Origin of the sequence: Nostoc sp. DedQUE04 (genome assembly GCF_034530995.1) — a bacterium.
Lineage (GTDB): Bacteria > Cyanobacteriota > Cyanobacteriia > Cyanobacteriales > Nostocaceae > Nostoc.
Window position 1 is genome coordinate 120,227 of record NZ_JAVRCA010000014.1, and the last position, 22,039, is coordinate 142,265.

At 42.6% G+C, this 22,039-nt stretch carries 17 protein-coding genes and 1 pseudogene; 10 read left to right on the forward strand and 8 right to left on the reverse strand.

Features of this window, described 5'->3' with window-relative positions:
• Positions 1-233: 233 nt before the first annotated feature.
• Positions 234-2,144, reverse strand: coding sequence for a serine/threonine protein kinase (locus RM049_RS12770; RefSeq protein ID WP_322704417.1), 1,911 nt, complete (start codon positions 2,142-2,144; stop codon positions 234-236).
• Between the two features lie 403 nt (positions 2,145-2,547).
• On the opposite strand from RM049_RS12770, the gene RM049_RS12775 reads away from it, so the two are divergent.
• The 3 genes from RM049_RS12775 (at position 2,548) to RM049_RS12785 (ending at position 6,499) form a co-directional block, all read left to right on the forward strand.
• Positions 2,548-2,979 carry an EamA family transporter gene (locus RM049_RS12775; protein WP_322700581.1) on the forward strand — a complete coding sequence of 144 codons (432 nt, stop codon included), beginning with the start codon at positions 2,548-2,550 and terminating at the stop codon, positions 2,977-2,979.
• Between the two features lie 269 nt (positions 2,980-3,248).
• Positions 3,249-4,523, forward strand: coding sequence for a DUF4255 domain-containing protein (locus tag RM049_RS12780; protein ID WP_322704418.1), 1,275 nt, complete (start codon positions 3,249-3,251; stop codon positions 4,521-4,523).
• On the forward strand, positions 4,520-6,499 hold the full coding sequence (locus RM049_RS12785; RefSeq protein ID WP_322704419.1) for an ATP-binding protein: 1,980 nt from the start codon (positions 4,520-4,522) through the stop codon (positions 6,497-6,499). The genes RM049_RS12780 and RM049_RS12785 overlap by 4 nt, the downstream gene beginning before the upstream one ends.
• Positions 6,500-6,619: 120 nt before the next feature.
• Here the strand turns inward: RM049_RS12785 and RM049_RS12790 are convergent, their stop codons facing one another.
• On the reverse strand, positions 6,620-7,351 hold the full coding sequence (locus tag RM049_RS12790; protein ID WP_322704420.1) for a Uma2 family endonuclease: 732 nt from the start codon (positions 7,349-7,351) through the stop codon (positions 6,620-6,622).
• A 200-nt stretch (positions 7,352-7,551) separates the two neighbouring features.
• Between RM049_RS12790 and RM049_RS12795 the strand changes: the two genes are divergently transcribed.
• Positions 7,552-9,099 (forward strand): hypothetical protein, encoded by a 1,548-nt coding sequence (locus tag RM049_RS12795; RefSeq protein WP_322704421.1) that lies wholly within the window; start codon positions 7,552-7,554, stop codon positions 9,097-9,099.
• Between the two features lie 60 nt (positions 9,100-9,159).
• Here the strand turns inward: RM049_RS12795 and RM049_RS12800 are convergent, their stop codons facing one another.
• The 3 genes from RM049_RS12800 to RM049_RS12810 form a co-directional block, all read right to left on the reverse strand.
• Positions 9,160-11,568 (reverse strand): tetratricopeptide repeat protein, encoded by a 2,409-nt coding sequence (locus tag RM049_RS12800; RefSeq protein ID WP_322704422.1) that lies wholly within the window; start codon positions 11,566-11,568, stop codon positions 9,160-9,162.
• Between the two features lie 120 nt (positions 11,569-11,688).
• Positions 11,689-12,111 carry a type II toxin-antitoxin system VapC family toxin gene (locus RM049_RS12805; RefSeq protein WP_322704423.1) on the reverse strand — a complete coding sequence of 141 codons (423 nt, stop codon included), beginning with the start codon at positions 12,109-12,111 and terminating at the stop codon, positions 11,689-11,691.
• Positions 12,098-12,361: a CopG family transcriptional regulator gene (locus tag RM049_RS12810; RefSeq protein ID WP_322704424.1), complete on the reverse strand. Its 264-nt coding sequence runs from the start codon at positions 12,359-12,361 to the stop codon at positions 12,098-12,100. The genes RM049_RS12805 and RM049_RS12810 overlap by 14 nt, the downstream gene beginning before the upstream one ends.
• A 95-nt stretch (positions 12,362-12,456) precedes the next feature.
• Here RM049_RS12810 and RM049_RS12815 point away from each other — a divergent pair, with 95 nt between their 5' ends.
• Entirely contained in the window at positions 12,457-13,137 is a 681-nt protein-coding gene (locus RM049_RS12815) for a Uma2 family endonuclease (protein WP_322704425.1), read from the forward strand.
• A 74-nt stretch (positions 13,138-13,211) separates the two neighbouring features.
• Here RM049_RS12815 and RM049_RS12820 read toward each other — a convergent pair whose 3' ends face one another.
• From RM049_RS12820 to RM049_RS12830, 3 genes are all read right to left on the reverse strand, one after another.
• Positions 13,212-13,574 carry a pentapeptide repeat-containing protein gene (locus tag RM049_RS12820; protein WP_322704426.1) on the reverse strand — a complete coding sequence of 121 codons (363 nt, stop codon included), beginning with the start codon at positions 13,572-13,574 and terminating at the stop codon, positions 13,212-13,214.
• Positions 13,575-13,998: 424 nt separating this feature from the next.
• Entirely contained in the window at positions 13,999-14,157 is a 159-nt protein-coding gene (locus tag RM049_RS12825; protein ID WP_322704427.1) for a hypothetical protein, read from the reverse strand.
• A gap of 308 nt (positions 14,158-14,465) precedes the next feature.
• Positions 14,466-14,606: a hypothetical protein gene (locus RM049_RS12830; RefSeq protein WP_322704428.1), complete on the reverse strand. Its 141-nt coding sequence runs from the start codon at positions 14,604-14,606 to the stop codon at positions 14,466-14,468.
• 693 nt (positions 14,607-15,299) lie between these two features.
• Here RM049_RS12830 and RM049_RS12835 point away from each other — a divergent pair.
• From RM049_RS12835 to RM049_RS12855, 5 genes and pseudogenes are all read left to right on the forward strand, one after another.
• Positions 15,300-15,482, forward strand: a pseudogene (locus RM049_RS12835) (ISNCY family transposase); the annotation flags it as partial.
• A 470-nt stretch (positions 15,483-15,952) separates the two neighbouring features.
• Entirely contained in the window at positions 15,953-16,201 is a 249-nt protein-coding gene (locus tag RM049_RS12840; RefSeq protein WP_322683218.1) for a hypothetical protein, read from the forward strand.
• A 388-nt stretch (positions 16,202-16,589) separates the two neighbouring features.
• Positions 16,590-17,075, forward strand: coding sequence for a hypothetical protein (locus tag RM049_RS12845; RefSeq protein ID WP_322683219.1), 486 nt, complete (start codon positions 16,590-16,592; stop codon positions 17,073-17,075).
• Positions 17,076-17,195: 120 nt separating this feature from the next.
• Complete coding sequence (locus RM049_RS12850) at positions 17,196-18,023, forward strand: P pilus assembly protein, chaperone PapD (protein WP_322683220.1); 828 nt, start codon at positions 17,196-17,198, stop codon at positions 18,021-18,023.
• A gap of 377 nt (positions 18,024-18,400) precedes the next feature.
• Positions 18,401-21,523 carry a carboxypeptidase regulatory-like domain-containing protein gene (locus tag RM049_RS12855; RefSeq protein ID WP_322704429.1) on the forward strand — a complete coding sequence of 1,041 codons (3,123 nt, stop codon included), beginning with the start codon at positions 18,401-18,403 and terminating at the stop codon, positions 21,521-21,523.
• Positions 21,524-22,039: the final 516 nt, after the last annotated feature.

Sequence of the window (22,039 nt, forward strand, 5' to 3'; positions counted from 1 at the left end):
TGTTTACTAAGGACAAAGGACAACCTCTCCTGAAGGAGACGCTGCGCGAACACCAGTTGATGTGCTTTTATTTTTGCGTAACAGCTTAGTTAAGGAATGTCGTTTGTAACCACGATCGTGGCACAGCAAGCCTTGTGCCCCAATGATATTATGTCTGCCAGTTATATATACAGCGTATTTCAGGTAAATGAAGTACACGGGTAGGGGCATATGTTGTGCCCCGCCAATTAGTTCTAAATGGGCCGATCGCTGTTAGGTAAATTTTGCTGGTTGCTTGGCTGTTTACCAGATTGCAATTGGGTATATATATAGGTTACTACGGCTAAAGTTAGCCCAATAGCCAACACCACGCCTACGATTCGCAAGAAATTGGGAGTAATTCTCGTAGTTAGCTGCTCACTTAGCCTTGGTTGGTAAATAGTATCATCCGTTCGTGTTTGTGTTCTGCTTTGATTAGACGCAGGTCGTGGCTGATACAACGTCATATCTGGTTGCACTGGCGGTCTACTTTGATTCGATCCTGGTCGCGGCTGAAACAACGTCTTATCTGGTGGAACTGGCGGTCTATTTTGATTAGATCCTGGTCGTGGTTGAAACAACGTTTTGTCTGGTGGTACTTGTTGACCACCTTGATTAGATCCTGGTCGTGGTTGAAACAACGTTTTGTCTGGTGGTACTTGTTGACCACCTCGATTAGATCCTGGTCGTGGTTGATATAACGTCACATCAGGTTTGCTGGCGTTCGGATTATTCACAGGATTCTGTTGATTTTGCTCAACTGGGTTAAATGGTCTGGGAACGGTTTCATGATTTGAGCCTTGGTTGTGTCCCGCCTGAATGGGAGGAACGATTGGCTCAGATTGGTTTTGCTTAATCGGGTCAAATGGTCTGGGAACAGTTTCGTGATTTGAGCCTTGCTTGTAAGCAGATGGAGGACGAATAACAGTATCGTCGTTTGATTGTCTGGGAACTGTTTCGTGATTTGAACCTTGATTGAAACCAGATGGAGGACGAATAACAGTATCGTCGTTTGATTGTCTGGGAACCGTTTCGTGATTTGAACCTTGATTGAAACCAGATGGAGGACGAATAACAGTATCGTCGTTTGATTGTCTGGGAACCGTTTCGTGGTTTGAGCCAAGATTTGAAGAAGGTTGCGATCGCCCAGTAAGTTCTCCGGGTACGCTAGATTCGGTGGCAAATTTGGCAGCAGCTTGCAAAGCTTGATTTAGTTCTTCTACCGTTGCAAATCGGTTGGCTGGGTTTTTTTGGAGACATTTCATCACCACGGCTTCTAATTGTTCGGGTAAATGCTCACACCCTGGTTGCTCGCGCAGTGGTTTTGGTGGCTCATAAGCATGAGCTAATACCCAAGAAGCCTCACTCACTTGACTACCCTTAATGCTGATTCCAAAGGGGTCGGCTGCACTCAGCATTTCATAAAGGATAATCCCTAAGCTGTAAATATCACCTCTAGCATCCAGGTTGCGATCGCTTTGGATTTGTTCGGGAGGTGCGTAACGAAATGTACCGATAAATGTACTAGTTATATTTGTAATATTGGAATTTTCTGAAGATTCACTACGAATTTTGGCAACACCAAAATCCAAAACCTTTACCCATTCTCCCAAATCTGTGGGCATCAAAAATATATTATCTGGTTTCAGGTCGCGATGAACTACCTGAATATGTTCAGTGGTTTTGCCGCCATCCCGTTGGAGAGTCACTCCTTGATGAGCAAGCTGTAAACCCTTACAAACTTGCGCCATAATCTTCACCGTCCGCTCAACAGACAGCCGCTTTTCGCGCAGCAGTAATTGCCTGAGCGTTTGTCCCCGTAAATATTCCATGACATAAAATGGAAAACCTTCTGGGGTTACACCACAATCACTAATCTTCACAATGTGGTCGCTTTGCAAAGCAGCACAAACTGCCACCTCCCGCTCAAAACGCTTTCTCATTTCGAGTGATGCCACTAGCGTATCTTTGAGCAACTTCAAGGCTACCTGCTGACCAACACGGGTGTCTGTTGCTAGGAAAACTTCTCCCATGCCACCCCCGCCCAACCGTCTGTCTAAACGGTATCGCTGGTTATCACCGACGAAGCGACCATTCCAAGAATTTGAAGAAGGTGGGGATTTCATCTGGGGCAACCCATCCTAGTTACTTTAAGTGTTAACTTTATTCAGAGATAATACTAGTATTACAAATATGATTGCTTCATAACTTAGATGAATATTAGTAATATATACTACTAGTAGTTATCTAATTATACTCAGCTTAACATATTAGTAAGTTAAAGTAATATGATAAATTTGATAAAATGTTTAAACTTTAGACCTAATAGCAGTTGAAATTTGTTCCTGATATTAAGTTAGCGCGAGTTGCCGAGAATCGTCTGCTTCAGTAGTACTGAGTGACTAAAAGAGTAAAACCGTAGAGCGCAAACTACGAACCTAGCAAGTCAAACTTTACAGACAAGTAATTGAATTTAACACTCTGATTAAATTACACTGCTAATTTTGACCGGCTAATCAGGAGGCTAAGATGGAAAGCAACACCACAACATGGTGGATATATGCATTATTGTCAGCTGCCTTTGCAGCATTGACAACTATCTTTGCCAAAATTGGGATAGAAAATGTGAATGCTAATTTAGCAACAGCAATCCGAACTGTGGTCATTTTGGTAGTTGCTTGGGGGATTGTATTTTTTCAGGGAAACGTAGTTAATATCTTAGCTATACCCCAAAAAACCATGATTTTCTTATTATTATCTGGAGTATCTACAGGGTTATCATGGATTTTTTACTTCCAAGCCTTACAAGCAGGAAAAGCTTCCCTTGTTGCACCAATTGATAAATCAAGCTTGGTATTAGTTTTATTATTTTCAGTCATTTTTTTGGGAGAAACATTAAGCTGGAAGATCGTTTTAGGAACTGGGTTAGTAGTCATCGGCACTTTAGTTTTAATCATTTAAAATCTTAATTAATCTCTACTCGCTCCCAAATTAAGAATTAGGTTTTCTTTATCCGGCAAAACCCTAGCTTTTTGGCAAATACTTTTTTCACATCACAGATTATCGATGAAGTGAAAAAAGTAAAACTACTGTCCCATAAAGGTTTAAGTTGAAGCGTTCGTGCTGATAGTCTTGGCGACAACAGGACTTAAAGTTTTGCAAAATAGATTATTCTATTAATGTACTCTGGCGTACATGATTAATATGTGCTATTGCCATGAGGAATCAGGATGAGTAATGTGCTATCTATAGCCGCAGTGACAGCAGTACTAAAAGTATTGCTGGAAAATGGTTTAGTCAGCGATCCGATCGCTGCTAGTGTTGGTGATGTGATTGTAACTGCCCTACCGCCCGATCGAATTTCAGTTGAAGCTGACGAGCGTGCCCAAATCAACCTTTTTCTCTATCAAGTGACGCAGAACCGCAATGTCGATTGGGTATCTCAAGAATTTCGCAGCAGGCACTCACGGATTAATGGAAACCCACGCTCTCCAATTCCACCACTAGCTCTCGATCTCCACTACTTACTCACAGCCTACGGAGCTAAAGATTTTCAGGCAGAGCTTTTACTCGGCTATGCAATGCATTTATTACACAAAACACCAGCGATCGCATCTGATATTATTGAAAATACTTTGATAAATGCATCTACAACCAATACCTCAAGTGCTTTTTCGCAAGCTGTAGCAAGTGTGTCTGTATCCGATTTAGCAGAACAAATTGGGCAGATCAAACTGACTCCAGAGTTTTTTAACATGGAAGAAACTTCTAAGTTATGGTCTGCTTTACAAACACACTATCGACCTTCAGCTACCTATTTAGCATCAATGGTATTGATTGAAAGTAGTAAATCTGACAAAGAAGAAGATTTCTACATGATGCCCTTGTCTCAACCGAATATAGAGCAAGTTATAGCTCCAACAAAAACCGAACAAATGATTGTTGCAGGTACAAAATTAGTAATTCGTGGTAAACGGTTACGCGGTGAAATCACACGAGTTCGTTTTGGTAATACGGAAACATTACTAGTACCTCAAGAAGTAAAAGAAACGCAAATCAGCTTATTAGTCCCGCCAGATTTATACGCCAGTATACAGGGTGTCCAAGTTGTACATTTAACAATGGGCAATGCAGAGCAAACGAATCATCTAATTGAATCAAACGTGGCGGCTTTTGTCTTACATCCAACAATTACAGCATTCGTTACTCAAGTAGAAAATAGCGGTGAGAATTTACGCGCAGCAGAAATTACCGTTAAATTCCAGCCCAAAGTAGGTAAGGCACAGCGAGTAGTTTTGCTACTCAATCAGGTATCAAGTGAGAATCCGGTAGCTTACTCTTTTTTGGCTGCACCACCTACCCAAGACACTGATGCGATCGCGATTCCGGTCAAAAATGTTAAACCCGGAACTTATATTGTCCGCGTGCAAGTAGATGGCGCCGAAAGTCCACTTCACAAAAATCAGTTAGGGGAATATGATTCGCCACAGGTGACAATTTTATGAATGCTACAACAATTAATCACAATTGGGATGAGGCAAACTACCGCTACCTATCAGCAGCTCTAGCTGTAGTGCGTGGTATTTTGGAAAATCACACGGCAAAAGATGAAGAGAACCACCAAGAGCATTTACAGCAAGCGTTACAGGAAGCTGCTGCTGCTATGCCTGCACCATCGGCATTGGAGAGAGTCTGCAAAATGTTTCGCCTCTCATCCTTTGAACGTAATTTGTTGCTGTTGTGTGCAGGTATGGAATTAAATGGAGATTTTGCCAAATTGTGTGCTATAGTTCACGACGATTCACAACGAGCTTACCCAACTTTGGGTTTAGCTTTGGCAGCTTTACCTAACGTTCATTGGGATGCGATCGCTCCAAATGCTCCCTTACGTCATTGGCGGTTAATTCAAATTGGTGATGGTCATGCCCTGACTCTCAGTCCCTTGAGAATTGACGAGCGGATTTTACATTATCTCACGGGTATTCAATATCTTGACGAACGGCTAGCTGGCATCATTGAGCCATTACCAGAGGTTAGCGATTTAGTTCCCTCCCACCAAGATTTAGCAGAGCGAATCGCAGCAGTTTGGGCGCAAGCTTACAAGGTTAATAATTTGCCAATTGTCCAGTTATCTGGTAGTGAAACTGCCAGTAAACGTGCCATTGCCGCCACAGTTTGTCAACTTCAGGGTTTAAGTTTGTGGGTAATACCTGCACAAGTCATTCCTTTAGCACCTGGGGAGTTGGATAATCTGATTCGCCTGTGGACTCGCGAGACGATTTTAAGTAAGAGTGCCTTACTGATAGACTGCAACGAACTGGATACTAATGATACAGCACGGCTGAATGCGATCGCTCGTTTCATCGAACGCATAAACGGCTTTTTAATAGTTACGAGTCGAGAACGCATCGGCTTATCACAACGCCTAATAGTTAATTTTGACGTACATCAACCAACTAGCAAAGAACAAAGTGCAGTTTGGCAAGATGCACTAGGGGCGAGTGCATCGCAAATGAATGGGCAAGTCAAAACCTTAGTGGATCAGTTTAACCTTAGTGCTGCAACCATTCGCGCTGCTTGTGCAGAAGCCGCAGGACAATTAGCACAAACACCAGAAACTGATATAACTAGCATTTTATGGGATGCCTGTCGCGTGCAAGCACGTCCGCGCTTAGATGAACTCGCCCAACGGATTGAGCCATCTGGTGATTGGGATGATTTAGTATTGCCAGAGGCACAGAAACAAGTTCTCCGGGAAATTGCGGCTCATGTACGGCAACGTAGTACTGTATATAATAATTGGGGTTTTGGGGGCAAGAGTGCTAGGGGATTGGGAATCAGCGCTTTATTTGCAGGTAGTAGCGGCACTGGTAAAACTTTGGGAGCAGAAGTACTGGCCCATAAATTACGCCTCGACCTCTATCGGATTGACTTATCATCGGTAGTCAGCAAATATATTGGTGAGACAGAGAAGAATTTGCGCCGAGTATTTGATGCCGCAGAACAAGGTGGAGTGATTTTGTTATTTGATGAAGCCGACGCTTTATTTGGTAAACGCAGTGAAGTTAAAGATGCGCGCGATCGCTATGCCAATATAGAAGTTAGCTATCTATTGCAACGGATGGAAAGTTACCCAGGTCTAGCAGTCTTGACTACCAACCTGAAGAGTGCAATTGATACAGCCTTTCTGCGGCGGATTCGCTTTGTGGTGCAGTTTCCCTTCCCTGATACAACACAACGAGCCGAAATTTGGCGGCGTGTCTTTCCAACTGAAACCCCAACCGCAGATTTAGATGCTCTGCAATTAGCACGGCTTAATGTTGCTGGGGGTAATATCCGTAACATCGCCTTAAATGCCGCTTTCCTCGCTGCCGATGCTGGGGAACCAGTGCAGATGAAACACGTATTGCGGGCGGCTCAAACAGAATATAGTAAGTTAGAGAAACCCTTGACTGATGCGGAAGTTGGCGGCTGGATGTAATTTTGCAATTTTGACCTTATACCAATTTGAAAAATGATTGCGACAGATGGATTCACACCAAGCCAGACGCACGAAAGCAATTCCAAATCTAAAATCTAAAATCCAAAATCTAAAATGATATTACTCTGGTAATTCACCAAATCTTTCCCGATAGCGAGCAAGCATAGACTCCATTTGAGCAAGTTGCTGCTCGGCTTGTTCGCGTTGTTGCTCGGCTTGTTGACGCTGTTGCTGTTCTTGGTGTGCTACTTCTTCTGGCGTGGGGGTTAGTTGTCCATCGGGAGTGAAAAAGCGCAACTTCGATTGATAAACTCCCAAATATAACTGCAATTGCTGACTCCATAACCAACCAGCTTCATTTGCTTCTAGTTCTTGATAACGACCATCTAGTAAATGAAATCCTTTAAATTCTAAACTTACCGGGTCAAACCAAAAATAATCAGGAGTCCGCCAAATATCTTGATAGATTTCCTTTTTCAATCCTCTATCAGTAGCAGCTGTTTTGTCAGAAAGAATCTCTACAATCACATTTGGGTATTTGCCATCTTCTTCCCAAACTACCCAGCTTTTGCGTGTTTTGCGTTGGGTATTTAAAACTACAAAGAAATCGGGGCCTCTAAATTGCTCAGACTTGCGTTGACGCGGACTGTAATAAATTGTCATGTTACCGCAAGCGTAGAAATCTTGACGCTCCTGCCACAACCATTCCAAACACTGAATCAACAGCAGTATTTGCCGCAAGTGAAGTTCTGTTTCCAAAGGTGGTTCATCACTGTATAAATCACCAGGAGGAAATATAACATCTTCTGGTGTGTCTTCTATAATTATTCCTAAATCTTGAGCAGAAGACATAATAATTTCTCGTTTGACAAGATAAATCTAACTTAACCCAATTCATTCACCTGCAAAAGCGATCGCCCCAGCTTTTTAGAATTATAAATCTCGCTCACACAGAGTCACTGCTGGCACAGAATAATTTCTACTTAAGTCGATAGCGATCGCCACGAAGCAAATTGTATAATTTGATTCAAAAATATGCTTGAGGATGTGAGATGAGCGATCGCATATTTAAACCCAAGAAAGCAGGTATATCCACTTCAAATCCGTCGCTGCTCTCAGCAACAACTCCAACGCTGGCAAATCCAGTGCGTGGCTTTGACATCGCAAATAAAGCTCCAATCCAAACATCCTCTGAGGTATCAACAGACCTGCAAGCAGCTCGGTCTGCTGGCGAAGAATCCTGGGAATCACAAGCTATCAAAAAAAAGCCTGTTCACGACATTAGTAGCATAGCGTTGCGTCGTCCACAAGCAAAACTGACGGTTGGAGAACCAGGAGATCGGTATGAGCAGGAAGCCGATAGAGTGGCTAATCGAGTCATGTCAATGCCTAATACTGCGATGCAACCGCAAATGACACAAGAAGAACAGACTCAAGAGGAAGAAGTGCAAACTAAACCTCTCGATGTTTACTTTGGGCAAAGGAAATCGGCAGGGAATAATCAGTTGACTCATGTAGTACAACAGAAAGGTGGGATATTGCAGAGAGATGTGTTGCAGAGAGCGCCAAAAAACTCAGTAGTTACAGAACTTTCGACAAAATTGCCACTGACGGAAGCTAATGCAAGATTAATTGATGCTTGTCATAATTTAGGTAGTATTTATGTGGATTTATCTGTAGCAAATACTGATTTAATCAGTACCAAATTAAAAATTTTCTCTATAAATTACGATATGGCTTACAGCAATTACTCAAGAGTAATTGGTCAAGGAAGAGCAGAAGCACAAAATCAAACTCTTTGGAGAGGAATATTTTTAGGAATAGGAACGGGTGTTTTAGCAGGTCTTGCCGCCGCCTATATTGCTCCTTCTACTGCTGCCGGATGGTTTGCTCTCACGCTAGCTGATGCAGGTACAGCAGCCGGTTCTTCATTTTTACAAGGAGCTGCGTCTTCAGCAGTAGCTCTTGCTGTATCAGACGCCATCACAACGCGAGGCAGTGATTTACAACCTAGCGGTCTTTCACCGGATATGCTGCGAAGTAATATTTGGCAACACGTTGCATCAATGTATCGTGGTGCATTGCAAACCAATAAAGTATTAGCAAACTTACATAAGAATACTGTGATTCTTGAGCGATTAATTGCAGAAATTAGGGTACAAATTGCTGGTGGTGCATCGCCATATTCGCCAGCAGATATACTAACAGCAACTAATACTATGAACGATCGCATTAATGGAATGGCAAGTGTCTTTAGTGAATTGAGACAAAAAGCAACTGCGATGAGTGCCTTTGGTAATTCTATTTTGGCTTACGATCCTACAAAGCCTGGAGTCGATCAAATAGAAAAAGATATTTGGATTATGTGGATGGGAACTTTAAGTAATGATGACTCTGACATTCTTGATTTAGATAATATTGAAGATCATTTGAAGAGTATCGGGATTTTAGGTAATGGTGGTTTATTAGGTGTAGATTTTGGAGACTATACCTCAGAAGACGATGAACTAGCGGCTTTAGCAGCAGCTCGTCCTCGCGCTGCAACCATAAAAGGGAAGTACGATCAAACCACTTCTCAATGGACTGCACCAAGTCCTTGAGTCAACTTTTAATTATTTACTTTGATTTGTTTCTAGAGCCGTCTACTAAATCAAAGATTTTTACATCATTTCCAATCTCCGACTGGTGACACAGATTTGAGCAGCACACTTTAAAACTTTTTCAACTTGTTTTGGTGCTTTGATTTCAGTAAATAGCTGAATCGCTCGATCGAGATTGATTTGACTTTCATTAGGCTTCAACATCTTTTGATTAGTTAAACCCAATTGAAAATAAGCTTCAGCCAGATCGCATTTAGCGCCTATTTTATCCAAAAGTTCGATTGCTTCTGTATGCTTAACAAGAGCTAATGCAAAATCTGTTTTTTGTCGGTGGATTTCTGCTAAACCATTGAGTGTTTTTGCTTTTACCTGCATATAATGACTTTTTTCAGCAAAAGTCAAAGCTTGCTGGAATATCTGATTTGCTTGAGAAAATTCACCTAAATTGACGTATGTTTGACCCAAAATTTGCATGAAATAGACAAATCTCCCAGTTTGTTCTACCAGTTTTTCCTTCGTAATATTTTGATAAGCTACATCTGCTAATTGATATGAAGAATCGCGCAAACCTAAATAAGAATACACCAAAGCTAAACAGACTGAAGCTTTCTCTGCCCAGCGATGATGCTCGGTATTTTGAGCTAAATAAATTACTTTTTGAAATAACTTTGCGGCTGCCTCTAGTTCCCACAAATCTATTTGATAAAGACCAATACTTAATAAAGAATCTACCTCTAGCATTCTCAGATAGTAAACTGTATGTTTATTCTCTGGCTGAGGTACAAGTGATTTGAGTGCTTGGGTTGCGAGTGTAATAGTCTTTTCTTGACAAGCGATCGCTTGACTAATTTTACCTGTTATCCAATATAAATCGCCTAATATATTATAAAGTTCGCTGAGATTTTGGTCATCTTCTAGATTGTTAACAACTCGCTCAAGTGCCGCAAGTATCGGTTGAATTAAACCCATCCGATACAATGTGCTACCAAGAGGTAAAAACTGCTGCCATTGATTATTTCGGCTTTTTAAAATGACCTTACCCGCCAACTCAAATTCATAAATTTCTATGTAGTGATAATATGCTTCTAGAGCTTGCAAAGCATCTTTAAAGGTTTCAATTTGTTTAACACTAATTGTCCAAAATTCTGCGGCTTTGTGGTTGGCAATTTGCCATTCATCACTGGGGCGTAAACGCGCGATCGCTTCTTTTTGAATCACCGGATGTAACCAATATTCGCCTTTTTCACACTCCACCAAAGACCGATTTCTCAAGGAGGCGATGATTTGGCGATGTTGATCGGCTGGAACATCCCACAGTAAACAAAACAATCCTTGTGATGAAATGCTGGGTATATCTTGGTAACGATAACATCCTAAACGGCAAAGGAGGCGATATGCTTGGGGATCGAGAGCTTGCAAACGATTGATTTGACTAACGGCTAAATTTTTTAAGTCGGTTGCGGCTAACGGATCGGCATGATTTTCTTGCCAATAAAGAACCATGTCACCGTCAAAATCTTCCTGAATCGAACCGCAGAGAATTCCCATTGCTTTAGCATTACCGCCATAAGTGCGATGCATGATTTGCAAGGTTGGCGAGTTGATAGTTAACCCACGGTTGCTAAAAAACTGTTGCCATGCGCTTTCATCCAAACCAGGAAGCCGATAGTGATTCACATTTAACCCAGGTTCACAAAGGCGATCGCGACTAGTAATCAAGGTAACAGATTGCACCCTGGCATCAGCCAACACTCGCAATAGTTCTACATAGTTGCGGTGAGAAGCAATCAACCCACCTTGTCGATCTAATGCAGGTTCGAGATTATCAATTAACACCCCAATGCGCCGATTGTGGAGTTGGCGCTTGAGTCGCGCTAAAGTTACCCCAAATTCTACCCCAGGTTCTTCGTCAAAATCTTGTTTAAGCCATTCCTCTACAACTCGTTCGGCGGGGGTGATGTTTTGCGTTTCCTTCGCCATCAGTAGTTCCAAAACCAAATCAAACCCCTGATGGAGATATTGCTGCGCTAGAGTAGTTTTGCCTAAACCGCCTTCACCTTGGATCACAATCACTTTCGAGCCTTGATTTACCAAAGTATTTAAGTGAGCGATCGCTTCTGTTCGTCCAATAAAATTGGTATCCTCTAATTTTGGGGTGGGATGTGGCGATCGCGAGTAATCAATCAGACTGGATGATATCGCAGTAGTTTTTCTCAGAACTCGCTCTAAAGTAGCGCGACAATTACTTTTAGTAATCTTTTCTCGCAATACTTTAGAAAGCAGCTTCCATAACTGAGAACCAGCATCCTTGGCGTGTCCTTCCGTACAACCGTAAGCATGAGCGATATCCAAGTATTTTCTACCCAACCAAACTTGCACAAGAATCACTTTTTGCAAATCGCTCAACCGTTCCCCAGTCTGCGGGGGAATTGTAGCGTCTAACCATGCTAATGCTGCTTCAGCGTCCATTGTGTAACGACAAGGGTAGTTCAGATTTTAGGGACAACTATAAATTACTTTACAGTTATGTTGCTGGAGTTTTCGGATAAGATTCTGTAAACCCGACTTTTTTCCCGACTTTTGCAAACTTTATTCAAAATTCAGCAGCAAGTTCTTGAAGGGATTGCTGTTATTCCAACGGTAAGTATTAAAGTCTCGTCGATCAAGCGTTAAAATTTGTCCATGTCCCAAATGTTCTGCTAGAACAACCAGAGAAGCATCTGCCATATCCATCGGCAAATCTGCATATTTTTCTATGAGTTCAACCATGCGTTCAACATGGTGACTTTGTAAGTTGAACACTTCAAATGCTTCCTGTGCAACCTCTCTCAAAAAACTACATTGAGCATTGTTTCCACCTCCTCTAGCAAGAAGGTAACAAGTTTCGGTAATAACAGGGTAAGTAGTGACTAGTGGTTCATTGAGAATATTTAAAACTTGTACTGCTAATTGATGGTATTGATCGTTTTGGTTTCCAAGTGCCACGAAAAAGCCAGTATCAACTATAATCATAGTTTTCTTGCATTAGCGATCGCACAATGGCTTCGGAATTAGCAGCTAAGTCAGCTTCTCCTTTGAAACAGCCGATAAATTTACTTTGCTTGAGTTTCGCTAAGGGATCTGTTTTTTGTTGCTGAAGTTGTTGATAGCGCAGTTCAATCGAAGACTTAATTGCCTCTACTGTATCTTGGTCAGCCTCCTGTTGAATGTAGGCAAGCTTTTGAGCATATTCTTCATCTAGCTGAATATCAAAATTCTTCATTACCACTAACTTAGAACGTTTACCTAAAGTATATCGTCCGCGTCAAATCGTCTAGAATAAAAAATCATTAGGTCACTCCACCACCATCATTACTTATGGTGAAATCAGACCCCCGTCAATTGCCTAGCAGTGCTGAACTTCCTTGTTCAGACGATACCCCTGTGGATAACGAAGACCAGAACTTTATTCCCAACTTGCTTCTCTTCTTGCTGCAATATATTTGGGCAAACCGTAATGACTGGTTTTTCAGCGTGGATATGGGCGTTTACCATACTACAGGGGTTAGTCCACTTGTGCCGATTGTCCCAGACGGATTTTTGAGCTTAGGTGTAGAACGCCGCAAGTCAGATAAATCTCGTAAAAGCTATGTTGTTTGGGAAGAAAATAACATAGTGCCTATCTTGGCTTTAGAAATTGTCTCTTTAACTCTGGGTGGAGAATACGACAAAAAATTAGATACTTATGCCAAGTTAGGGGTACTGTACTACATTATTTATAATCCAGAGTATTGGCAAAGAGACCGTCACCAACCTTTTGAAGTTTATCGCTTAGTAGATAATAGCTATCAATTACAAATTGGTGAACCCTTTTGGATGCCAGAAATTGGTTTGGGAATTGGGCGATCGCAATACGTATCTGGTAATATCCAGCGTCAGGTTTTGTATTGGTATGACCAACAAGGAAAGCGCTATCAAACTCCAGAAGAACAGTTGGAGTTAGCGCAACAACAACTTGAACGTTATCGTCAGCAATTTGGGAAACTATCAGAAGACTGAAGTAACTTTAGTAAAAATAATTTGAGTGTATTTTTGAGCTAATTAATTCTTAATTAATTGCTGTGGTAATGGCATTAGTCGAAGTATTCATATTCTTGAACAACATCCCCTTCTTCAGTCGTGGTATTACAGAAGAAAGCTCCAGCAAATTCAGTTTCGATAGTTCTAGCACCAAGCAAAGTAGCGTTTTCCAAATTCGTTCCTTGCATAGCAACACTTTCTAAATTAGATTTGCTCAGATTGGCCCCACTCAAATCGGAACCCATAAGGCTCCCACCAAGCAAATTTGCTCCAGAAAGATTAATATTTCGGAGATTACATCTGCACAATTTAATTTCTGACAAATTAGCTCCGCTCAAATCAATACCACTGAGATCGACTTCAATAAAGCGTCTTTCACCAGCAGCATAATGTTGCAACAGTTCCTCAGCAGTCATACTTTAGCTTCCAAAACACGGCAGTTACTACCTAACAGTCCATGTTATAAAATATCTAGTACAAATTTGCTAATAAAAAGTTTTTATCAATAATCATTTTCATTCTCCCCGTCTATAAGCTTCAATCTCTGCTGCTATTTCTTCATCATAAAGTCGTCTTAGAAGGGCGAGGTTGGAAACCCAAATTTTCTCTAACCAACTTTTTCCCCGACTCTTCCAACCACATCACATAAAACTGCCGACTTCAGCCGACTGACAAAAGGAAGTGCGATCGCTTAGGCTATTGGACAAAGTTTTGTACGGTGTGTTATTCTCTCACATCACAAACTAACCTTAATAACTTTCATTCTCCCCGTCTATAAGCTTCAATTTCTGCCGCTATTTCTTCATCATTGAAGGAATTATTTGCGTGTATTGCTTGTATTTATTGGAATAATTTTTTTAATTCTTCTGCTAAAGTAACCTTTTGATTATCCTCTGTCAAAATAATCACCTCAACTCTCTGTCCTGCTTTAAATGGTAAATCAGATAATACTAACTCCTTTGGATCTGCAATAGTGATATATGTTTTATAAGCGTTCATGATTTATATTGTTACTCAACTTTTATCTACCCTTGTTCTAACAATTTCGCCACATTCTCTGCAATTCTCTCTTCTAACTTTGTAAAGTCGTCTTAGAGGATGTTTGAAACCCAAATTTTCTATAGCGCTTCTCGTTTGGAATGCAATACATTTTGACCTCACTTCCATTCCTCTCTCCTAAAAGGAGAGAGGCTTTGATACTCACTCCCCTTCCCTGCGAGGGAAGGGGCTGGGGGTTAGGTCTGTATTTCACGCAATTGAGAATCGCTACATAAGGGACTATCTCTTCCCAAGCGTTGTGAAAGTTCCTATCTGGTTGCGATCGCGCCTACCTTAATCCAGTAGAGCATCTGTAGCCTTTCTTTGCTTGTTGCTGTTACTGCATGGCGCAATCGGTGTTTTAGTTCTTCTTGACTCTCAGATCCTTCTACTTGGAAGCTATTTCTCATACCCCTACACCCTGTTTCTGCTTCTACTAATTTAGTGCATCTTCATGGTGTAGACAAATAATTCGGTTGAACAATTTTAGCCCATCAAATGCTTGTTATTTCGTGACAATTAAGAAATAACGGTTGAACAATTTCAGTCATGACTTTCTAAGATACTTGACTCCTAGTCCAATAAAAAAATAAAACGATTAAACAATTTCTGAAAAACTTTACATAACAAGAGTTTGACGGACTCTCCAAAATATTAAACATCTTCTAATTCTATTGCTGGCATGGTAGTGTTCACAAAAATACCTCAGTGGCGATCGCACTTTATTTCACTTTACCTATAGTCAGTAGCATTGAGCGATCGCTGCTTTCGTTGAGCGCGCTTTGTGATGGCTATCCGCCTGCCAAGAGCGATCGCTGTGCCTGACAGAGACACTGAAATTAGATGTACGGGTTGCCCAAAATTTCTTTGAGATAAGAAAAGCTTACTTGTTCATGAAATACTTTCATTGATACGAATAAGCCAACAACTTTAATCCCCCTGACAAGTGTAGGTTTTTTACACGATGGCTAAAACCCAGATTATTACGTGGTTAATATGGGTTCTTGATATGCGTCTCCATATAAATGCGTACATACAACGTTACAGTCTGTTGACAAGCATCTATGTGAGGATATAATCGTCTGTAAATCAACAATTAGGCTAATAGAGTAGAAGAACGTATAAGTTTCTTGAAACGATGTTTTGGCTTACAACGTTGTTTATATAGGGGAGAGTTGGGATTCTGTCGTTGGGTTGGCTGGGGAATTATTGCTCATAATTTAACTATTATTAGTCGCGAGACTCTCAAAACTGAAAAAATTTATAGCAGTCGCCAAAGCTATTAGGACATTAGGATAAGTTTATTAAAACGCAAAGGAGCGCAGAGTTGAGTGCAAAGTAACGCAGACTTTATTTCGGCCTTTTCGCTACGTGTACTAAGCCTGCTGTCCGTTGCTATGTCACCTGTTTATTTAAATTGTTACTATCAATTAAACTTGAGTCTAATTCAACATTAGACTATTAAAAATAGCAGAGTAAATAGTTCAATACAGCTTGATAGTTAATCAATAGTTTGTGTATACAAATATTGATTAATTATCAAGTTTTACTCTGATTTGTTTGGCAGTTTCGCACCGGAAACTAGTCTAAACTCCAGTTAATAGAAATGTCCCAACATAAGCAGAAAGCTGGTACGCTGAACACTGCAATCGATAACTTTATAAAAACCACCCATAGCTACTGGTCTGGGCTTTTTCATTGTTACGAAATTGAAGATTTTCCCAGAACTAATAATGACTTATAACATGCTTTTGGTATGCTACGTCATCATCAACGTCGTTGTACAGGTTGTAAGGTTGCCCCCTCATCCCTCGTTATTCGTGGTTCTGTCAAACTTGCCTGCGCGATCGCAACTTCGCTTCATTCTTTTACCGCATCTGATTTAGCACAAGTTGATATTCATACTTGGCTCGAATTACGCTCTCAATTGCAAAAACACCACGCATTGCCAGAATTGAACAGTATCGATTTCGCAGAGATCCCAAGGCTTACTTGGCTAATCTAGAGAGTCGTCTTCTCTAGTAAATTTTACCACACTAAGTGTAAATAATTACTCAATATTTGCGCAATGTGGCGATTTTTACTGTTATTACTAACAGTACCCTAGCAAAATTACTGACATCGGGATGGGGAAGTTCAGTAAAGGCGTAGAGCTACAGATGACACCCTTGTTTGAGGTCATTGATTGCTAAAAGGATTACTGAATTCAGGATAAGCGAGTTCATTAAACGCGTAGAGCTACGAATTACAAAGTTACTTGGGGTCATTAAATTAGAGAAACGAGCGTGACTGAAAAGCAAAAAGGTTGAGAGCATCACGCTCAATGCCTCTGAGACATCAGGCATCTCTGGAACATCATTCAACATCCATTCAGTTAACTTGAGGAATTCATTATGCGTCGTATTCTACTACTCTCGGCAATGATTCTTGGTAGCACGTTTGCGTTCAGCTCTGTTGCTCAAGCAGGGAGTACCGATGTTCATTTTAATGGAAATGTCCTTTCCTCCTGCACATTTAGCAATGTCCAGAATGGCACATTAGGATTAGACGTTGCTGGCACAACTCTTAGCAGTCTGCCAACCAGTGGCGGCACTTCTGGCCAAGCCAAACTCACCTGTAATAACATTCTGGCAACCCTCTCGGCATCTGCACCCCAACAAACCACTGCACCCGCTGGCTATGACCATACTACAGCCGTAAAGACAGTTGCAGTTACAGGCACAGGCGCAAACCTTGTTGCTATTGTCGCACCCTCTATTCCTTTTCCTGTGCCCCTGCCAGGTGTCACCAATTTGAGTGTGAATATGACAACCACAACCCTTGGTCTAATCCCCAGCGGTGCCTACGATATGTTTGTGACGTTGACAGTGACCCCTTAATAAAGCAACGTACAAAGATACAGATGGGGGAATTCTAGCTAACTTGTTTACTTCCCCCATCAATCATTCTTTCATTCCTTCTAATCCTTAGATTTATTCGCAAAGCCAGGATCGGTCATCATGTTCTCCCGTGTTCACAAGCCCGCTTCATCCACAACTTTAAAAGCCATTCAACTGAGTGGCTGGTTACTATCAGCAGCTTGTTTGGTCAATGGTGCTGCTTGGGCAAATCTGGGAGCATCCCCTCTGGTGATTGAAGCCCAGGCAAACCGGGGACAAGTAAAAGCAGTGCTTAACGTGATCAACTCTGGGGATACGCCGTTGCGGGCGAGGGTTTATACGGAGCCATTCACTTACAGCCGCGATCGCGGGTTCCAAACAATACCCTCTGATTCAAGCTATCTGGGTTCTTATATACAGTTTTCTCCTAGAGAATTGATTGTGCCACCCAGAAGTAGCCGTCGGGTTCGTATGGTGGCTCAACTTGCTCCCAGCCTAGCGAATGGTGAATACCGGGCAGTCATCTTTACAGAAGCCTTGAATGAGTCAACAGACACAATCGGACGGAAAGTTGGCATTATCACTCGAGTCGGTACGACTGTTTACGTCCGCAAGGGAGATACAGCGCCGAACTTAGTTGTCGATCGTGCCAGTTTCAATGCCAAGCAAAAGCATCTCGAACTATTCGTCAAAAATATAGGCAATGCATCTGTGCGCCCAATGGTTCGCTGGTCGTTGAAACAAGCAAACAAAGTATTTCGGAGTGGAGAATTGGCGCCTACTGCCATCATTGCTCTGGGCGATCGTAATTTAGCTTTAGCCGTTTCAGAAAAAGATACATCGCCCTTACTCCCTGGTAACTACCAACTAAGTGGACAGTTGCTCTGGGGTGAGGACAACGCTCAGACAGTGCCATTTTCGGTGGATTTGATAGTACCTGCAAAGTAGGAACTGCACAATCAAGAATTTTTAGGACTTACGTACTCGTGATACTCGTGAGGAAAAACTAAGCCTTTGCGATTACTTCTCTACGAGACGCTCCGCAAACGCTTTGCTCGTAATGACGTAAAATCCTTGTCCGTGCGTCCTACTTTTATCGAGCAGAATTAATTACACAACGCCATTGTGAATGAAGCTTCCCCGCAGGGGTACGCTTCATTCACAATGACTGTAAATATTCTTGTCCAACTACTTACGACGATGACTGGCCGACTGTGTAGGGTCTCAACAGATTGCTTGCTAACTAATTTGCACAAAGTTAAGAGCCACCTAGAAGACCTGAGGAAGGCTGATTTTGCCTGCTGATTTTAACTCCGCTTACCTCTATGTTCCCAACAATTCCCCCACCCGCCATCGTCCACTCAATTCCCCACAACATTTCTAATAGTAAATCTCTTTCGGAGATCGGCATCTTTAGCATTACTCCTAAATCTATTGATGAAAAACAGATTGCTTTAAGTCCATCAGCACGCGATCGAGAACAGGAACCATCGGGTGCTGATGCACAATCAAGCGTTAAATCAATTGCTTTAAGTCCATCAGCACGCGATCAAGAACAGGAACCATCGGGTGCTGATGCACAATCAAGCGTTAAATCAGATGCAAAACTGCTGGGACAACCGTTATCCATTGATTTACAAGATATAGAGTTTCTAGTTACAGAACCTCCATCTGTGCATATTCCGGCAACACAGCCTGAGATTGCCCCAAAGGTTGTACCTGAGTCTTTGGGTTCTGAAAAGGCGAGTCCGGTTGAACCTGTGACTGTTACGCCTACAGGTTCCGAAAAGGCGAGTCCGGTTGAACCTGTGACTGTTGCGCCTACAGTTTCAGCAAATTCCGCCACTTTGCCAACAAGCGATGCGAAGATGCAGACATCGGAACCGAATCTGTCTCCCATTGCTCAGGTGCCGGAGGGCTTTACAGTGTTTCCGGTGGGTATCAACATTGGTGGGCGCAATGTCAATGAGGGGGTTTCTGTTCGGGGGCAGGAAAATAGCTCGAAAGCGCTCGATCTAGAACATTGGTTATTGCCCTATGATGCCGTGGTGCAAGCGCTGAAATTAAGCACAAAAGTTTTACCCGACAATCAAATCGAATTACGATCGCCCAGTCTTGCCGTTCGTATCGATCCTGCCAAACTCCACACCGATCCAAAATTGGGTCTGGTTTTTTCAGTGGGGGAGGTGCGATCGCTATTTGGAGTTCAGGTTGAGTTTGATCTCAAAGAGTACGCGATTGTGTTTGACGCACCCTGGCTGACGGCACCGGAACAAAGCTCATCACTGGAAGAGGCTCCTGTGCAGCTTGAAGGGCTACCCCGAATTGCATCGCCAGATATTTCTCTGGCTGCGATCGAACAAGGGGTCAGCGTCAGTGGTGGAGATTCAACCCCAACTGCTTTCCGCGGAGATTTGACTGCGGTGGGTAGCATTTTGGGCGGCAGTTGGTTTGTGCGGGCAGACCAGCCCAAACTATTTAGTTCCAATAGCTGGCGGATTACAGATGCGCTATTTCAACGCCAGACCGATGCTAATGATTATTTTGTGGGTACTCAGCCCCCCTTCTGGCAGAACCTCAGCCCTAACGACTATGTAGGCTTTACCTTCATTCAGCGCCAGGGCTACACACCACCGCCACAATTTTATGGCGAAAGCGATCCGCGCCAACGCCTGCAAGCAGCACAGGTGGGACGAACGGTGTCCGGGCAGGCAGAACCAGGGACTTTAGTGCGATTGGTAAAAGGATTTAGCGATCGCATCATTGCCGAAACCCTGGTGGATTCCTCTGGCGTGTATCGGTTTGAGAATCTCAAATTGGAAACCCCAGCGCTGGGCGGCTACTACCAGGTCTTCCTCTATCCCAAAGGACAATTAACTGCCCAACCAGAAATTCGAGACGCGACGTTTTCCAATTTGGCTGGTCAACTTCCTGCTGGTGCTTCCGCGTTGATCGTTTCCGGTGGAGTGAATCGAGATTACAGCAAACAGGATAATAACAATCTCTTTGGCGATTTTTCCACATTTCGGGGTGGCATTGCTCAACGATGGGGCGTTTCAAATAGCGTGACGCTAGGTGCAGGCACTGTCTACGATCGGTCTTTAAGAGGACTAGCCGAACTCTTCTGGCAGCCAGAAAACGTCCCCTTCAAGGCAGCAGTTTCAGTCCTAAGCGGCAGCGATAATTCAGCATGGGACATCAATGCAGATGTCAGTTACGACCCATCGCAAAACTTCAGTGCCCGGTTCACCCACGATCGCTTCTCCAGCCGATTAGATGCCTATTGGCAACTGGCTAAAGGCATCACTTTGCTGGGCAACACCAATAGTAATGATGCCACCTCTGGAGGCATTCAACTCAACTTCAGTGGCAGAGATTCTTTTACCTTTGCCCGCCTTACTTTTGACACCAAAAGTCACTTGCGCTGGAATCTGATTCAACGGTTGGGAAAACTTGAACTGAACTCTATCGGCAATGAAATCAGTTCCCAGTCGGCGCTAAGTTTTTACCTGGGAAAGCACAGCGATTTTACAACTGGACATTCCTTTGTTCTCGGCTACGACACTTACAACCAAAATAGGAATGACGATCTAGTTAATCTCGCTTGGCGTTATCGCTCAAAAGAACGTTCCATCGATGGCACGTTGTTATGGGAAGCCCAATTAGGCTATGGTATCGGCTCGCGGGGTTCTGGCGTACTTGCCTCTGTGGGCACTACAATCATCCCTGGCGTAATGCTCCGCGCACGCTATCAGGGCGTATCAGTGACAACAGGCGAATCGACTTTTGGTATCGAGTTAGTATCGGGGCTGAATCTTCAAGGTGGTATCACTCCTGGCGATCGTCATGCCAACTATTTACGGACTCAGGGTGGTATTCTGGTGCAGCCGTTCTTTGATCGCAATAACAACGGCCAACGCGATGCAGGCGAGGAGTTTTACACAGATCCCAATCTCGTGACGATCAATAATCAAATGGTTCAAGCTGCTAGGGCACAGGTTGACCACGATCGCATCTTGGTACGTTTGCTGCCCAACACCTATCGTCTGGATCTGGATGCAGCAGGGCTACCCCCCGATTGGCAGGCAGCAACCAGTGCTTATGCAGTTAAGGTTGTGGCTGGCAGCTATACTCCTGTGCTAGTTCCCCTCGTCCCTGCCTATTCGCTCTCAGGCATTGTCACAGATAGCCACGGAACCCCATTGAGTGGTGTCCGAGTCGAAGCAATTCAGGTTGGCTCCGGCGTGGATTCCGGGCAGCGGCTCATATCAGTTACAAATGATGCCGGGGTCTACTTTATAGAACACCTGCGGCAAAGTAGTTATACGTTACAGGTGAATGGCAAATCCATTCAACCGAGTAAAATCAAGCTAACCGAAACGTCTCCACCCTTTCAAGAACTCAATTTGCAACAATTAGAAATATCTGCTGTGTTGCAAAAACCATGAAATTAACTCGCTTTCACCAACCCTCTTCAGATGAATCAAGTATTTTACGCTTAACCCGGATTTCTCACAAAGAGATAAAAAAGGGGGTGAAAAACTGCGAAAATGTGGATATATTAAGTGTTTCAGCAGTTACAAGTATGACCCCATCTTCAACAGATCGTATACCAAAACAGTTCAGATTTGAACAGCCAAAGTCAGTCCCAGTGGTTGCTTAAGTTGAAGTTAAATTCCTTTTTATGTATTTCTAATAAATGATACTTTGGGCTTGGGTTGATTCAAGTTTTGTTTTGGAATGCAGGCATTTTATGAACAGAGCATTCTGATTCGAGTACTGATACAAAAAGAGTAATTATTTTAACTTAATAGCTGGGCTTTATACTTAATTCATCTTTGCGCCTAAATTTTGATTGATGATATATCAAAAAAAAGCCTCACATCAGGTCATGTAAATTAATTTTTTACTGCTTGTGAGAACTGCGGGCTAGTATTGACAAAATCTACTCGTTTTTAACTTGT

Coding starts and splice junctions, on each gene's coding strand:
- RM049_RS12770 (WP_322704417.1), bottom strand. CDS start 2,144: ATGAAATCCCCACCTTCTTCAAATTCTTGGAATGGTCGCTTCGTCGGT.
- RM049_RS12775 (WP_322700581.1), top strand. CDS start 2,548: ATGGAAAGCAACACCACAACATGGTGGATATATGCATTATTGTCAGCT.
- RM049_RS12780 (WP_322704418.1), top strand. CDS start 3,249: ATGAGTAATGTGCTATCTATAGCCGCAGTGACAGCAGTACTAAAAGTA.
- RM049_RS12785 (WP_322704419.1), top strand. CDS start 4,520: ATGAATGCTACAACAATTAATCACAATTGGGATGAGGCAAACTACCGC.
- RM049_RS12790 (WP_322704420.1), bottom strand. CDS start 7,351: ATGTCTTCTGCTCAAGATTTAGGAATAATTATAGAAGACACACCAGAA.
- RM049_RS12795 (WP_322704421.1), top strand. CDS start 7,552: ATGAGCGATCGCATATTTAAACCCAAGAAAGCAGGTATATCCACTTCA.
- RM049_RS12800 (WP_322704422.1), bottom strand. CDS start 11,568: ATGGACGCTGAAGCAGCATTAGCATGGTTAGACGCTACAATTCCCCCG.
- RM049_RS12805 (WP_322704423.1), bottom strand. CDS start 12,111: ATGATTATAGTTGATACTGGCTTTTTCGTGGCACTTGGAAACCAAAAC.
- RM049_RS12810 (WP_322704424.1), bottom strand. CDS start 12,361: ATGAAGAATTTTGATATTCAGCTAGATGAAGAATATGCTCAAAAGCTT.
- RM049_RS12815 (WP_322704425.1), top strand. CDS start 12,457: ATGGTGAAATCAGACCCCCGTCAATTGCCTAGCAGTGCTGAACTTCCT.
- RM049_RS12820 (WP_322704426.1), bottom strand. CDS start 13,574: ATGACTGCTGAGGAACTGTTGCAACATTATGCTGCTGGTGAAAGACGC.
- RM049_RS12825 (WP_322704427.1), bottom strand. CDS start 14,157: ATGAACGCTTATAAAACATATATCACTATTGCAGATCCAAAGGAGTTA.
- RM049_RS12830 (WP_322704428.1), bottom strand. CDS start 14,606: ATGAGAAATAGCTTCCAAGTAGAAGGATCTGAGAGTCAAGAAGAACTA.
- RM049_RS12840 (WP_322683218.1), top strand. CDS start 15,953: ATGCTACGTCATCATCAACGTCGTTGTACAGGTTGTAAGGTTGCCCCC.
- RM049_RS12845 (WP_322683219.1), top strand. CDS start 16,590: ATGCGTCGTATTCTACTACTCTCGGCAATGATTCTTGGTAGCACGTTT.
- RM049_RS12850 (WP_322683220.1), top strand. CDS start 17,196: ATGTTCTCCCGTGTTCACAAGCCCGCTTCATCCACAACTTTAAAAGCC.
- RM049_RS12855 (WP_322704429.1), top strand. CDS start 18,401: ATGTTCCCAACAATTCCCCCACCCGCCATCGTCCACTCAATTCCCCAC.